The sequence below is a fragment of the Rhodococcus sp. IEGM 1372 genome, assembly GCF_030056835.1.
In the GTDB taxonomy this organism is placed as follows: Bacteria; Actinomycetota; Actinomycetes; order Mycobacteriales; family Mycobacteriaceae; genus Rhodococcoides.
This window is the reverse complement of record NZ_JASHKS010000006.1, coordinates 89,178-103,558: the sequence shown is the minus strand read 5'-3', so window position 1 is coordinate 103,558 and position 14,381 is coordinate 89,178. Positions and strand designations below refer to the sequence as shown.

General features: G+C 65.3%; 11 protein-coding genes. 9 read left to right on the top strand and 2 right to left on the bottom strand.

What is annotated here, in order from left to right; translation table 11 throughout:
- Positions 1–50: 50 nt before the first annotated feature.
- Positions 51–1,502 carry an NAD-dependent succinate-semialdehyde dehydrogenase gene (locus QM590_RS09200; RefSeq protein WP_269594681.1) on the top strand — a complete coding sequence of 484 codons (1,452 nt, stop codon included), beginning with the start codon at positions 51–53 and terminating at the stop codon, positions 1,500–1,502.
- A 47-nt stretch (positions 1,503–1,549) separates the two neighbouring features.
- Here QM590_RS09200 and QM590_RS09195 read toward each other — a convergent pair whose 3' ends face one another.
- Positions 1,550–1,840: a chorismate mutase gene (locus tag QM590_RS09195; RefSeq protein ID WP_068050144.1), complete on the bottom strand. Its 291-nt coding sequence runs from the start codon at positions 1,838–1,840 to the stop codon at positions 1,550–1,552.
- 295 nt (positions 1,841–2,135) lie between these two features.
- Between QM590_RS09195 and QM590_RS09190 the strand changes: the two genes are divergently transcribed.
- A complete protein-coding gene (locus QM590_RS09190) occupies positions 2,136–4,628 on the top strand; it encodes a UvrD-helicase domain-containing protein (RefSeq protein ID WP_269594611.1) in 2,493 nt (830 codons plus the stop codon).
- A gap of 69 nt (positions 4,629–4,697) precedes the next feature.
- On the opposite strand, the gene QM590_RS09185 is transcribed toward QM590_RS09190, so the two are convergent.
- The gene (locus QM590_RS09185) at positions 4,698–5,717 is read right to left on the bottom strand and encodes a M23 family metallopeptidase (RefSeq protein WP_269594612.1); all 1,020 of its coding nucleotides are present in this window, start codon (positions 5,715–5,717) and stop codon (positions 4,698–4,700) included.
- A 240-nt stretch (positions 5,718–5,957) separates the two neighbouring features.
- On the opposite strand from QM590_RS09185, the gene QM590_RS09180 reads away from it, so the two are divergent.
- The 7 genes from QM590_RS09180 (at position 5,958) to QM590_RS09150 (ending at position 14,370) form a co-directional block, all read left to right on the top strand.
- Positions 5,958–7,823 (top strand): hypothetical protein, encoded by a 1,866-nt coding sequence (locus QM590_RS09180; protein WP_269594613.1) that lies wholly within the window; start codon positions 5,958–5,960, stop codon positions 7,821–7,823.
- Between the two features lie 146 nt (positions 7,824–7,969).
- A complete protein-coding gene (sucC, locus tag QM590_RS09175) occupies positions 7,970–9,133 on the top strand; it encodes an ADP-forming succinate--CoA ligase subunit beta (protein ID WP_032377331.1) in 1,164 nt (387 codons plus the stop codon).
- An 8-nt stretch (positions 9,134–9,141) separates the two neighbouring features.
- Positions 9,142–10,053 carry a succinate--CoA ligase subunit alpha gene (sucD, locus tag QM590_RS09170; RefSeq protein ID WP_269594614.1) on the top strand — a complete coding sequence of 304 codons (912 nt, stop codon included), beginning with the start codon at positions 9,142–9,144 and terminating at the stop codon, positions 10,051–10,053.
- Between the two features lie 134 nt (positions 10,054–10,187).
- Complete coding sequence (locus tag QM590_RS09165) at positions 10,188–10,535, top strand: DUF2200 domain-containing protein (protein WP_094686700.1); 348 nt, start codon at positions 10,188–10,190, stop codon at positions 10,533–10,535.
- A gap of 68 nt (positions 10,536–10,603) precedes the next feature.
- Positions 10,604–11,827: an acyl-CoA dehydrogenase family protein gene (locus QM590_RS09160; protein WP_269594615.1), complete on the top strand. Its 1,224-nt coding sequence runs from the start codon at positions 10,604–10,606 to the stop codon at positions 11,825–11,827.
- Positions 11,828–11,935: 108 nt separating this feature from the next.
- Entirely contained in the window at positions 11,936–13,060 is a 1,125-nt protein-coding gene (sfnG, locus tag QM590_RS09155; protein WP_068050155.1) for a dimethylsulfone monooxygenase SfnG, read from the top strand.
- Between the two features lie 95 nt (positions 13,061–13,155).
- The gene (locus QM590_RS09150; RefSeq protein WP_269594616.1) at positions 13,156–14,370 is read left to right on the top strand and encodes a DUF5336 domain-containing protein; all 1,215 of its coding nucleotides are present in this window, start codon (positions 13,156–13,158) and stop codon (positions 14,368–14,370) included.
- Positions 14,371–14,381 lie beyond the last annotated feature (11 nt).

The window sequence follows — 14,381 nt, the reverse complement described above, 5'->3', positions numbered from 1 at the left end:
GCGCGTCGTTTGTCGTTTGCATCGGGCGCTGCGGAGGCATCATGGACGGTATGGACCAACGCGCATTGATCGATTCGATTCCGGCAAAACTGTGGATCGGCGGCAAGGCCGTCGACGCCGAGGGAGGCAAGACGTTCCCGGTGAACGACCCGGCGACCGGCCAGCCCCTGACGGAGGTGGCCGACGCATCGCCCGCCGATGCGATGAAGGCGCTCGACGCCGCCGCGGCGGCGCAGAAGGGTTGGGCGGCAACACCCGCCCGCGAGCGCAGTGAGATTCTTCGAGCGGCATTCGAGAAGGTCACCGAACGCGCCGACGACATCGCGCTGCTGATGACCCTGGAGATGGGTAAGGCCCTCGCCGAGTCCAAGGCCGAGGTGAAATACGGTGCCGAGTTCTTCCGCTGGTTCGCCGAGGAAGCGGTACGCATCGGCGGTCGCTACACCCCGGCCCCGGCGGGCAACGGACGAATTCTCGTCACCAAGGCCCCGGTCGGGCCCGTGCTGGCGATCACCCCGTGGAACTTCCCGTTGGCGATGGGCACCAGAAAGATCGGGCCTGCCCTGGCCGCCGGCTGCACCATCGTCGTCAAGCCCGCTCGTGAGACCCCGCTGACGATGTTGCTGCTCGCGCAGATCTTCGACGAGGTCGGCTTGCCCGAAGGTGTGCTGTCGGTGCTGACGACGTCCAAGTCCGGTGACGTCACCGGACCCCTCATCGAGGATCCGAGGATGCGCAAGCTCACCTTCACCGGCTCGACGGGTGTCGGCAAATCTCTCGTCCAGAAGTCCGCGACTCGATTGCTGCGCACGTCGATGGAACTGGGCGGCAACGCACCGTTCGTGGTGTTCGACGACGCGAACGTCGACGACGCGGTGGACGGCGCGATGCTCGCCAAGATGCGCAACGGCGGCGAGGCCTGCACCGCCGCGAACCGATTGCACGTGCACAACAGCGTGCGCGAGGAGTTCACCACCAAGCTCGTGGAAAAGATGGCCGAAATGAAACTCGGACCCGGCGTCGACCCCGATACCAAGCTCGGACCGCTGATCAATGCCGATCAGCTCGAGACCGTGCAGGAACTCGTCGACGACGCGGTGGCCAAGGGCGCGACGGTGGCTCTTGGGGGCACCGCGCCGGGCGGGGACGGCTACTTCTACCCGGCGACCGTGCTCACCGAGGTGCCTGCCGATGCACGCATTCTGAAGGAAGAGGTGTTCGGGCCGGTGGCTCCGATCGTCGGCTTCGACACCGAGCAGGAAGGTATCGACGCGGCCAACGCCACCGAGTACGGCTTGGCGTCGTACATCTACACGGAGAGTCTCGATCGTGCGCTACGGGTGGCCGACGCCATCGACAGTGGCATGGTGGGCGTCAACCGCGGAGTGATCTCGGACGCGGCAGCGCCGTTCGGTGGAGTGAAAGAATCCGGATTCGGCCGCGAAGGCGGATCCGAGGGAATCGAGGAGTACCTCGAGACCAAGTACATCGCTCTGAAGTGAGCTACTGACGGTTGGGCGTGCGCACCGCGCGCCCAACCGGGGGTGGATCAGTGGCCGAGGCGACCGCGACCGAGGCGGAGCAGGAGCATGGCCAGCGTGTGACCTTCCTGGCCCAGGCTGCTGAAACGCTCGAGAACCTTCATCTCGCGGCTGTGCACCAGGCGCGGTCCGCCGGAGGCCATACGGGTGCGTCCGATGATCTGCGACACCTCGGAGCGACGCTTGATGGCCGTCAGGATCTCGGCATCGAGGCGATCGATTTCCTGGCGCAGGTCGTTGATCTCGGCTTCGCTCGTGGGCACTGCGGTCTCTGAGTCGATCTTCGTCGTCATGGCCATCGTCTCTCCTCGGGTCACATCTTGGATCGCTGCGTCGTCCGTCACCGTTACGCCTTTCGTATTCGGAACTGCATCGCCGGTCGGTTCGGTCCCGTCCGGAACCTGGGCGTTGCGTCTATCGACAGGCTCCTGCACGCGTGGCCGAACAGTGGCCGACCCGATGCAGGCGATGACGTACGGTTTTTTCGATCACCGATCCAGTGTGCCACGGGTCAACCCTCCTGAAAAGTCGTCGGTTCGGCCGACGACCACGCGATGTGGGTTTGTCGGTACGCGCCGGTAACCTGACCACACGATGAACACATTCCTCCAGGGCCTCCAATCCCGACAGAACACCTCGTCCGACACACTGCTGGAAGGTCTCAATCCCCAGCAGCGTGAGGCCGTCGTGCACACCGGATCTCCGCTGCTCATCGTGGCCGGAGCCGGGTCGGGCAAGACTGCGGTGCTGACGCGTCGTATCGCGTATCTACTGGCCGAGCGAGGAGTGTCACCCGGCCAGGTTCTGGCCATCACGTTCACCAACAAGGCCGCTGCCGAGATGCGCGAGCGAGTCGCCGGACTCGTGGGACCGCGGGCGAACGCCATGTGGGTGTCGACGTTCCACTCGAGTTGCGTGCGGATCCTGCGCGCGCAGGCTGCGCTGCTGCCCGGTCTGAACTCGAACTTCTCCATCTACGACGCGGACGACTCTCGGCGACTGCTGACGATGATCTCCAAGGATCTGCAGATCGACACCAAGAAGTTCTCGGCGCGGCTGCTGTCGACGGCCATCTCGAACCTGAAGAACGAGCTGATCGGCCCCGACAAGGCAGCGGAGGACGCCGACGGCGATCCCGCCGAGCTCCCGCGGCTGGTGGCCAAGGTCTACGGCATCTATCAGCAGCGGCTGCGCGCCGCCAACGCGATGGATTTCGACGACCTCATCGGCGAAACGGTGGGCATTCTGCAGGCGTTCCCCCAGGTGGCTCAGTACTACCGACGCCGGTTTCGGCACGTTCTGGTCGACGAGTACCAAGACACCAACCATGCCCAGTACATGTTGGTCCGTGAATTGGTCGGCACCCCCGACGCCGACGGCGCACTCGAGGGCACTGTCGCTCCGGGCGAGCTGTGTGTGGTGGGCGACGCGGATCAGTCCATCTACGCATTCCGTGGTGCCACGATTCGCAACATCGAGGAATTCGAGCGCGACTATCCCGACGCTCGCACCATCCTGCTCGAGCAGAACTACCGATCGACGCAGAACATCCTCTCGGCCGCCAACGCGGTGATCTCGCGCAACATCGGCCGGCGTGAGAAGAAACTGTGGACCGACACCGGCGAGGGCGAGTTGATCGTCGGCTACGTCGCCGACAACGAGCACGACGAGGCGTCGTTCGTGGCCTCCGAGATCGATCGGCTCGTCGACGGTGGAGACGTGCGCTTCGACGAGGTGGCCGTCTTCTATCGAACCAACAACTCCTCGCGTGCGCTCGAAGAGATCTTCATCCGACTCGGACTGCCCTATAAGGTCGTCGGCGGCGTCCGCTTCTACGAGCGCAAGGAGGTACGAGACCTCGTCGCGTATCTGCGGGTGCTGTCCAACGAGGACGACACCGTCAGCATGCGACGGATCCTCAACACTCCGCGCCGGGGGATCGGCGATCGTGCCGAGGCCTGTGTCGCCGTGCACGCCGAGCAACGGGACATCAGCTTCTCGCGCGCATTGCACGACGCGGCCGCGGGCAAGGTGGCGTTGCTCAACTCGCGGCAGCAGAAGTTGATTGCGCAGTTCATGGAGTTGCTCGACGAACTACGTGCAGTGCTCACCGCGACCGACGGAGACGGCAACGACATCGCAGACATCGGTGATGTCGTCGAAGCCGTTCTCGACCGCACCGGCTACCGCGCAGAACTCGAAGCCAGCAGTGATCCGCAGGACGGCGCGCGCCTCGACAACCTCAACGAACTCGTCAGCGTCGCAGGGGAATTCACCTCGGAAGCGCGTAATCAGGCCGCAGTGGCGGCAGAGGCTCTCGAAACCGGGGACGACGAGAACGGCGACGCGGACGGTGGCGTCGACGGGTTGGCCGAGCCGGGGTCGCTCGCGGCGTTCCTCGAACGGGTCTCTCTGGTGGCCGACACCGATCAGATCCCCGATTCGGGTACCGGCGTCGTCACCTTGATGACGCTGCACACCGCCAAGGGTCTGGAATTCCCGGTCGTCTTCGTGACGGGTTGGGAGGACGGCCAATTCCCGCACATGCGGGCGCTCGGCGACCCCAACGAACTGTCCGAGGAGCGACGCCTGGCGTACGTCGGGATCACACGTGCGCGGCAGCGGCTCTACCTCACGCGCGCGATCATGCGCTCCGCATGGGGGCAGCCCATCGCGAACCCGGAATCGCGCTTCCTGCAAGAAGTTCCGCAGCACCTGATCGACTGGCGACGCGAGGACCCGGGCACCGGGGGAGGCCGAGCCATCGGCGGGGGCAGATCCGGCAGCTACGGATCGGGTGGCGGATACGGCTCGAACAATTACGGTTCGAGCAATTACGGCTCCGGCAGCTACGGCGGCTCCTCGAATCGCGGCCAGAGTTCGACGCCGAGTTTCGGTGCCGCCAAGGGGCGTAACTCCAATCTCGTTCTCGCCGTGGGTGATCGAGTCAGCCACGACAAGTACGGCCTGGGTACGGTGCTGGAATCGACCGGTGCCGGAGTCAAGGCGATGGTATTGGTCGACTTCGGTTCGGCTGGTCGCGTGAAGATGATGCTCATCGGCGGCGTCCCGATGACCAAGCTGTAACAGAGCCGGGAACGCGAAAGCCGGACCCTGCGACAGCGGGGTCCGGCTTCGAGTCGAAAGCTGGTGAACTCAGTCCATCTCTGGGCCGAGGGAGATTCCTCGGGAAGCGAGCCACGGAAGCGGGTCGATCTTGACCTCGCCCGGAAGGTGGACCTCGAAGTGCAGGTGCGGGCCGGTGGAGAAGCCGCGGTTGCCCATCGTCGCGATCTGATCGCCTGCCATGACGTCCTGACCGACGGTGACGGTCGAGGTGTCGATGTGGCCGTAGACGGTGATCGTGCCGTCGGCGTGCTGCACGCGAACCCACATGCCGAAGCCTGCGGCCGGACCGGAGTCGATCACCTTGCCGTCGGCGACGGCGTAGATCGGGGTTCCGATGGCGTTGGCAACATCGACGCCGGCGTGGAGAACGCCCCAGCGGGTGCCGAAGTTGGAGGTGTAAGTGCCCTGCGCCGGCAATGCGAACAGCGGCCTGCGCGCAGCGGCTTCGCGGGCGGCACGCTCTTCGCTGAAGCGCTGGCCCTTGGCGAGCAGGTCGTTGAACTGGCTCAGATCCACCGGCGCAGCGATGCTGAGGATCTGCGGAGCCTCCGACGGCGTCGCGCTGGACGAGTCGGCTTCGACCTCGGTGGTCTGCGGAGCGGTGGTGGCCGCGACTGCTGCCGCAGCGGGTGCTTCGCCTGCGGCGAGTGCGTACTCGGAGGTGGCGACCGCGGTGGGAGCGTCGTCGTTGACGACGGCCTGGCCGGCCGCGACAACCGCACCTGCGGCCACTGCGAGAACTGCAGCTCGGCCCTTGAGTGCGGTGGGGGGAAGAGGGATGCGGTGTGCGCCGCCGCGACGGGCCACGGGGGTGGCGTCTGCGGTGGTGGCGAATGTAGTGACGACGGTCGGCGACTCGTCGGCTGCGACGTAGGCGGTATCGACGTACTCGGCCTCGGCGTACTGGTACGCGGGGTGGGCGTAGGCGTCGTACGCACCGTTGTCGGCAGGCGCGGCGGCGGGCTCGTAGCTGTAGACCGTGGTCGCGTCTTCGGCCGAGGGTCGAGAGAATCTGCTCGATGTGAAGGACGCACGGTGTTGCTGCAAGACCTACAACCTCCGTTATCCGTGACCTGGCCGTTACTGAAAGACTCGGCAGACGGTAACGAAATGATTGCGGGGCGCGCAAGTTAACAGCCCAAACCGGCGGCATATGTGAGATGGCTCACAAGACGACCAGCGGTTATGTCGTGACGGGCCACATTCGTAATCGGACACGAGAACACGTGGACGGCACACGGTGACAGTAACGGTTCCGGCACCGATCGAGCCGATACCGTGATCCGAGTGCCGACTCCCTCCTTCGACGACTCGTCCGCCCCCGGCTCCGAGCGAGCGGAACCACGGCGGATCCGACCCCAGGACGGAGAGTTCGGCCGAGCCGACGATCCGTCGCCCACTCCGCGCATCGCGCTTGCCGTCGCACTCGCTCTGATCGCTGCGGTTGCCGCGGTGGCGGCCCAGCTGATCGGCGTCGTCCGCAGCGCCGACGGTTCCCCGGTGGGAACCGGGGCAGTGGTGGCCGCGATCCTGGCCGGTGCCGTCCCCGTCGTCGTTGTCCTCGGAGCTGTGGTGGGTGTGGTCGGCAAACGCGTCGAATTCGCCGCAGCCCTGCTCGCCGGATACGGCGCAGTGGCACTCGGCCTCACGTTGCTCGACGTTGCCTTGCTGTCCGATCCCATCGACGCGAATCGGCTCGAGCTCTTCCGCCCGCTGAGCGCCGCGATGCTCGACGCGACCGCCGGTGCCTATGTTCTGCTCGTCGGTCACGCTGTGTCGGTGCTGGCGGGTGTTGCGGGGTGGTCTGCGGTGCACCGCGCCGGGCTCGGTGACGGGTACGGCCACTCGGTGTATTCGGAACACGTGGGGCGCGCGGCGGCGGGTCGTGTCGGGCCGTTGCTCGCGGCGCTGCTCGGCGCGTTCGGTGTGTTGGCGGCCGTTGCGGCGTTCGCCTCGCTGTACCGCTCGTCCGATCCGGTGGTGATCGTGACGGCGGTGGTGGAGTCGCCGGTGTTCGTCGCGGTGGGCTCCGGAGTCGTCGGTATCGCGGCCCTCGTGGTGGCTGCGTCGGCCCTGGCCTCCCTGTCGCCGCAGGTGGCGTCGGGTGCGTCCGTCGGTGCCGGGCTCGGCGTACTCGGTTTCGCCGGGGTCGGGCTGCTCGCTGGGCTGAGCACCGGAGCTCGGGTCGACGCCGGGCTCGGTGCCTATCTGGGAACGCTGGCGGGGCTCGGACTGCTGATCTGCGGCGCGGTGCTTGCACCCGTCGCTGCAGCGCGTGACCGTCGGGCGCTGGAGAGAGCGCAGCAGCGTGAGTCGGGTGCGCGGGGTGTCCGCGGTGTCGCCGGCCTCGGGGCGACGAGGTGGCATGCCGCGGCCGGCAGCATCGGCGTTCTTGCAGGCGTGCTGTTCGTCGTCGGATCGTTGTTGCCGATTCTGGAGACCGACTCGGGGATCGCCGTGCCGCAGATATTGGCCACTCGCGTGGTGATGGTCGCGGGGTTCGTGATGATTCTGGGTTCGGTGCCGCTGCTGTTCTCCGAATTCGCCTCGGCTGCTCGGCCGTTCGTCTCGATGTTCTGGCTCGGCGCGGTGGCCGCTGCGGCTGGGGTGCTGCAGTCGGTGGTGCTCGCCGAGGACGTGGACGGCGTCGGTGCCGGGATCGGCGCTCTGGCGATCATCGCGGGCGTCGTCGCAGCGGCAGCCACCGGACTACTGGCCCTGTTCGCCGGCTCGGCCGAACGCGACGACGTCGACACGTCCGCGGACGCATCAACCGACGGCGTGGTGCTCGGCACCGGCTTGTTCGGTGCAGTACTTCTCGCTGTCGGCCTCGCTCTGCCGCTGTACCGGGGCAGCGATTTCACTGCCGCCACCGTCACCGAATTTCCGTGGGGCTGGGACACCTGGGGACAGATGCTGCTCGCCGTCGGAGTGGTCGTGGCCGCCGTCGTAGCGGCGCGAGCTCGGGCCGCACGCGGCAGCGTCCTGCTCGGCGGAGCAGCCGTCGCCGGGATAGTCCATCTGGCGTCGTGGCCGCTGACATCTGCACGCGCCACCGATCCGGAAATGGGCCCTGCGGTGCTCCCGGTGGTGGCGGGAATCGTCGTTCTCGGTGTCGCCGCGGCACTTTCGGCCCGCCGCGCCGATCGGTGACGGCCGCTTCATCGAGCCGGTGGCGGTGAGATAGGCCACATAGCATGCATGCGCCCGATGCGCTGTCGGGACACCTGGATAAAGTCCATGCTCAGACCCGCTCACACCCCTGGAGCGGGCGTCAACGTAGACGAGACGGTGAGCTGATGGATCTCTTCGAATACCAGGCGAAGGAATTGTTCGCCAAGCATGGCGTACCCACCTCCGCCGGTCGTGTCACCGACACGGTCGCCGGAGCAACACAGATTGCCGAAGAAATCGGCAAGCCAGTAATGGTCAAGGCACAGGTCAAGGTCGGCGGCCGCGGCAAGGCCGGTGGCGTCAAGTACTCCAAGGACGTCGCAGCAGCCACCGAGAACGCAGAAGCGATTCTCGGACTCGACATCAAGGGCCATGTCGTGAAGAAGCTTCTCGTTGCAGAAGCCTCCGACATCGCCGAGGAGTACTACATCTCCTTCCTGCTCGATCGCACCAACCGCACCTACCTCGCGATGTGTTCGGTCGAGGGTGGCGTCGAAATCGAGGTGACGGCGGAGGAGAACCCCGACGCACTCGCACGTATCCCGGTCGACGCCGTCAAGGGTGTCGACCTTGCTTTTGCTCGTGAAATCGCTGAAAAGGGCAAGCTTCCCGCCGAGGTGCTCGACGCCGCTGCGGTGACCATCCAGAAGCTGTGGGAGGTCTTCATCAACGAAGACGCTCTCCTGGTCGAGGTCAACCCGCTGGTTCGCACCCCGGACGATCAGATCCTGGCCCTCGACGGCAAGGTGACGCTCGACGCCAACGCAGACTTCCGTCAGGCCGGCCACGCCGAGTTCGAGGACAAGGACGCAGCCGATCCCCTCGAGGCCAAGGCCAAGGAGAACGACCTCAACTACGTCAAGCTCGACGGACAGGTCGGCATCATCGGAAACGGTGCCGGGCTGGTCATGTCGACCCTCGACGTCGTCGCATACGCGGGCGAGGCACACGGCGGCGTCAAGCCCGCCAACTTCCTCGACATCGGCGGCGGCGCTTCTGCCGAGGTCATGGCCGCAGGCCTCGACGTCATCCTCGGTGACGAGCAGGTCAAGAGCGTGTTCGTCAACGTCTTCGGCGGCATCACCGCATGCGACGCAGTAGCCAACGGCATCGTCGGCGCACTGAAGAAGCTGGGCGACGACGCCAACAAGCCGCTGGTCGTCCGTCTCGACGGCAACAAGGTCGAAGAGGGCCGCAAGATTCTCGCCGACGCCGCGCACCCGCTGGTGACGCTCGCCGGAACCATGGACGAGGGCGCCGACAAGGCCGCCGAGCTGGCAGCGAAGTAGAGGAAACAATGTCTATCTTTCTGAACAAGGACAACAAGGTCATCGTCCAGGGCATCACCGGCGGCGAAGGCACCAAGCACACCGCCCTGATGCTCAAGGCCGGAGCCCAGGTCGTCGGTGGCGTCAACGCACGTAAGGCCGGAACCACGGTCAAGCACGTCGACGCCGACGGCAACGACATCGAACTCCCGGTCTTCGGCTCCGTTGCCGAGGCCATGGAGAAGACCGGAGCGGACGTCTCCATCGCGTTCGTCCCGCCGGCATTCTCCAAGGACGCCATCGTCGAGGCCATCGATGCCGAGATCCCGCTGCTCGTCGTCATCACCGAGGGCATCCCCGTGCAGGACTCCGCGTACGCGTGGGCCTACAACGTGGAGAAGGGCAAGAAGACCCGCATCATCGGGCCCAACTGCCCCGGAATCATCACCCCCGGTGAGGCTCTCGTCGGCATCACGCCCGCCAACATCTCGGGAACCGGCCCCATCGGCCTGGTCTCCAAGAGCGGCACGCTGACCTACCAGATGATGTTCGAGCTGCGTGACTTCGGCTTCTCGACCGCCATCGGCATCGGCGGCGACCCCGTCATCGGAACCACCCACATCGACGCCATCGAGGCATTCGAAGCGGACCCCGACACCAAGATCATCGTCATGATCGGTGAGATCGGCGGCGACGCAGAAGAGCGCGCAGCCGATTACATCAAGGCCAACGTGACCAAGCCGGTCGTCGGCTACGTCGCAGGCTTCACCGCTCCCGAGGGCAAGACCATGGGCCACGCAGGCGCCATCGTCTCCGGCTCGCTGGGAACCGCGCAGGCGAAGAAGGACGCACTGGAGGCCGCAGGCGTCAAGGTCGGCAAGACGCCGTCCGAGACCGCTGCCCTCGCGCGCGAAATCCTGGAATCGCTGTCCGTCAAGTAGGACTCGCTTCTGTGAAAAGCCCGCCACCGAATCCGGTGGCGGGCTTTTTCGTGCGCGCGCCCTGTTCGCGTCAATGGACCACTGCACACGTCTGGGCGCGGCAAAGTCACATTCACGCGACGGGGTCTAGATTGATGCGCGTGCACAGGATCTTCACCACCGCCTTCAGCTCGGTCTATCCGCACTACGTGAACAAAGCCGAGCGCAAAGGTCGGACGAAAGCCGAGGTCGACGAGATCATCCGCTGGCTCACCGGCTTCGATCAGCCAACTCTCGAGCGCCATCTGAAGGACGACACGACGTTCGACGAGTTCTTCGCGGCCGCGGACCTCAACTCGAACGCGACCCTGATCACCGGAGTCGTCTGCGGCATCCGAGTCGAGAATGTCGAGGACCCCCTGATGCAGAAAATCCGATACCTGGACAAGCTGATCGACGAGCTTGCCAAGGGCAAGAAGATGGAGAAAATTCTGCGGAGCTGAGGGCGCTGTTGAAATCACGCTGATTCGAAGTGTGGTCCCGGGCTCGGAGCCGGACTTCACTGATCGTTATGACAACCACCGAGAACCGTGCCCTCACCAAGAACTGGCCCGACGCTCCCACCACTGCTGCCGGATGGATTTCCCGCGCGGGTGAGGTAGCTCAACTGCTCGCTGTCGATGCCGTCGCTCGCGACAAGGGCCGCGAGATTCCCACCGCCGAGGTGCAGTTGCTCAAGGACGCGGGCCTCGTCACCCTGCTCGGCCCCGTCGAACACGGCGGCGCAGGTCAGGACTGGCCGACGGCGTATCAAGTGATTCGCACCGTCTCGAAGGCCGACGGTTCCATCGGTCAGCTGCTCGGATACCACCTGCTGTGGTTCTGGGCCGCACGACTCGTCGGCACCCCCGAACAGATCGAGGCCGTCGAAGCAGACGCCACGAAGAACAAATGGTTCTTCGGCGGTGCCGTCAACCCTCGTGACAACGATGTCGCCGTCACCGACGAGGGCGACACCATCGTGTTCGACGGCTCCAAGACCTTCTCCACCGGCAGTCGGGTCTCCGACGTCACCGTGCTCGAAGGTGCTCTCGAAGGCAGTACCGATCATGTGTTCGCGATCGTACCGTCGAACATCGAGGGTCTGTCCTTCCACGACGACTGGGACAACATCGGCCAGCGTCAGACCGAGAGCGGCAGCGTGACCATCGACAAGGTTCGCGTCGACTGGGCCAGCGCGGCAGGATTCGTGGACAAGGCTTCTCAGCCCCGCGTCTACAACACTCTCAACGTGCCGACCATCCAGCTGGTGTTCGTCAACTTCTACCTCGGTATCGCGAGGGGCGCACTGGAGGAGGCTGCGTCGTACACCAAGGACAAGACCCGTGCGTGGCTGCACAGCACCGTCTACAAGGCCATCGACGAGCCGTACATCATCGACATCTACGGCGATCTGACCTCCAAGCTCTGGGCCGTCGAAGCTCTCGCCGACGCAGTGGCGTTGAAAGGACAGAAAATTCACGACAACGCCTGGAACGTCACCGCCGAGGAGCGCGGTGATCACGAGGTGCGCGTCGCCGCCGTCAAGTCTCGCGCCACCGAGGTCTCGCTCGAGATCACGTCGACGGTGTTCGAGGCGCTCGGCGCCCGAGCCACGGCCAGCAAGTACGGCTTCGACCGCTTCTGGCGCAACGTACGTACGCACACCCTGCACGATCCGGTCGCATACAAGCGACGCGAGGTCGGGCGCTGGGTTCTCACGGGCGAACTGCCCGAGCCCACCTGGTACTCGTAGTCCCCACCTTTCTGGCCCCGATCCGACCCCCGATTTCCGGATGAATGTGCCATTCACGCCATGTGAGTGCGTGGATGGCACATTGATCCGCCGAAGGATGACGCACACATGAGCACCGAAAAGATCACCGACGCGATCAAATTCGCATACTGGGTACCCAATGTCTCGGGAGGGCTGGTCACCAGCACCATCGAACAGCGCACCAGCTGGGATTACGAGTACAACAAGAAGCTGGCGCAGACGGCCGAGAACAACGGTTTCGAGTACGCCCTGAGTCAGGTTCGCTACGAAGCCAGCTACGGGGCCGAGTTCCAGCACGAGTCGACCAGCTTCTCGCTCGCGCTGCTGCTGGCCACCGAGCGGCTCAAAGTCATTGCCGCAGTGCATCCCGGGCTGTGGCAGCCGGCGGTACTGGCCAAGCTCGGCGCAACCGCGGATCACTTGTCCAACGGCCGCTTCGCCGTCAACGTCGTCAGTGGCTGGTTCAAGGACGAGTTCACCCACCTCGGCGAGCCATGGCTCGAACATGACGAAAGATACCGTCGCAGTGCAGAATTCCTGCAGGTGTTGCGCAAGATCTGGACCGAGGACGACGTCGACTTCCGCGGCGACTTCTATCGGATCCACGACTTCACCCTCAAGCCCAAACCGCTGAACACTCCCGGTCGTCCCAACCCGGAACTGTTCCAGGGCGGCAATTCGTCTGCAGCGCAGGAGAATGCCGGACGGTACTCGGACTGGTACTTCAGCAACGGCAAAGATTTCGACGGCGTCACCGAGCAACTCGACAATCTCCGACGCGTCGCGCGTGATCACCAGCGTGAGGTCAAGTTCGGGCTCAACGGCTTCATCATCGCGCGAGACAGCGAGAAGGAAGCGCGAGACACATTGCGCGAGATCATCGAGAAGGCCAACAAGCCTGCCGTCGAAGGTTTCAAGGGAGCGGTGCAACAGGCCGGCAATTCGACGGGCGACAAGAAGGGAATGTGGGCCGACTCGACGTTCGAGGACCTCGTTCAGTACAACGACGGGTTCAAGACGCAGTTGATCGGCACCCCGGAGCAGGTGGCCGAGCGCATCGTGGCCTACCGTCGCCGCGGCGTCGACCTGATTCTCGGCGGCTTCCTGCACTTCCAGGAGGAGATCGAGTACTTCGGGGCGAAAGTCCTGCCGCTGGTTCGCGAACTCGAGGCCGCCGAGGCGAACGACCAGGAGTTGGTGGCAGCCCGCTGACCTTTCGGTTCCGTGATCGGTCGGGTCCGTGCAGTAGCGTGAGTTCTCGGACCCGACCGACCTGGGGTACGGACAATCTCAGATGAGGAGACGCGATGACCTACTCGCCCGGCGGCCCTGAAACAGGGGGCTCCAACTCTGGTGGCTACGGCGGAGGTGGCCCGTCCTACGGCCCGTCGTCCTCGCCGAATCAGCCGTCGTCCAACCCGCAGGGTCATCCGGGACAGAACCAGCCCTTTCACCAGCCGTCGGTGTCCAATCCCTTCGGCCCTCCGGTGCCGGGCACCTCGGCACCGGCCGGACCGGGGCCGGCCGCGTCCGGACGTAAGTCGCCCGGATCAGGTCTGGCGAATCTGCCGAGGATTCTTACCTTCGTGATCCTCGGGCTCGGCGTCGTCACTTTCCTGCTCGGCCTGCTGGACCTCGTCACCGCGGAGGTCACCTCGTCTCAGGAACTGCCGAGCAGCATCCAGACGTCGTTCAGCACCACCTTCTTCGCCTCCGGCGGAAGCGCGGTGTCGGTTGCTCTGCTGCTGGCAGCGGGCTTGATCGCCGGTGCCTCGCTGATACAGAAGGATGCCAGGAATCAGGCCGTGGTTGCCGCCCTGGCGATCGCCGGCTGGCTGGTGCTGGTCTTCCAGTCGTTCAGCCTGCCCAGCGCAGAGGGCAACGAGTTCGCCAGCACCACCAGCTCGCTCGGTATCGGTGCGATCCTGGTGCTCGTCCTCGGCTTCGTCCAAGCAGCCGCCGCGGTGCTGGCACTGCTGCTCGACGCGGGCATCGTCAAGGCTCCGGCTCCCAAGCCTGCGGGCTACGGCAACCAGAATCAGCAGCCCGGATACGGCCAGCAGAACCCGTACAACGCGCCGACGACGTCGTTCGGTGGACCCTCGCAACCGCAGGCCTACGGCAACCCGCCGTCGTACGGTCAGCCTCAGGGAACCTCGTCGAACTTCGGTCAAGGTCCCAGCGGTCAAGGTCTCAGCGGTCAAGCACCGAGCGGACAGGCGTCGGGTCAGCATTCCTACAACCCGGGTGGGCAGCCGCCGTACGGACAGTCCGCCCCCAACCCCTCGTCGCCTCAGGGCGGCTATGCACCGCCGCCGTACACCGGTCCGAGCGGGCAGGCCTATTCGCCGAACCAGTACCAGTACGGCCAGCCTTCGGGATACGGCCAGCCTTCGGGATACGGCCAGCCTCCGGCGAAGTCGGACGAGCCCGAATCGGGCGAGCAGTCGACGCCGTACGGCGCGCCCACGCAGTCGTTCGGTGCCACTCCTGCTGTGGACGACGAGAAGAAGAACGACTGATTCAGGCATCA

Bases quoted from the DNA above. Each gene is read 5' to 3' on its own strand.
- QM590_RS09200 (WP_269594681.1), top strand. From the start codon at position 51: ATGGACCAACGCGCATTGATCGATTCGATTCCGGCAAAACTGTGGATC.
- QM590_RS09195 (WP_068050144.1), bottom strand. From the start codon at position 1,840: ATGGCCATGACGACGAAGATCGACTCAGAGACCGCAGTGCCCACGAGC.
- QM590_RS09190 (WP_269594611.1), top strand. From the start codon at position 2,136: ATGAACACATTCCTCCAGGGCCTCCAATCCCGACAGAACACCTCGTCC.
- sucC (WP_032377331.1), top strand. From the start codon at position 7,970: ATGGATCTCTTCGAATACCAGGCGAAGGAATTGTTCGCCAAGCATGGC.
- sucD (WP_269594614.1), top strand. From the start codon at position 9,142: ATGTCTATCTTTCTGAACAAGGACAACAAGGTCATCGTCCAGGGCATC.
- QM590_RS09165 (WP_094686700.1), top strand. From the start codon at position 10,188: ATGCGCGTGCACAGGATCTTCACCACCGCCTTCAGCTCGGTCTATCCG.
- QM590_RS09160 (WP_269594615.1), top strand. From the start codon at position 10,604: ATGACAACCACCGAGAACCGTGCCCTCACCAAGAACTGGCCCGACGCT.
- sfnG (WP_068050155.1), top strand. From the start codon at position 11,936: ATGAGCACCGAAAAGATCACCGACGCGATCAAATTCGCATACTGGGTA.
- QM590_RS09150 (WP_269594616.1), top strand. From the start codon at position 13,156: ATGACCTACTCGCCCGGCGGCCCTGAAACAGGGGGCTCCAACTCTGGT.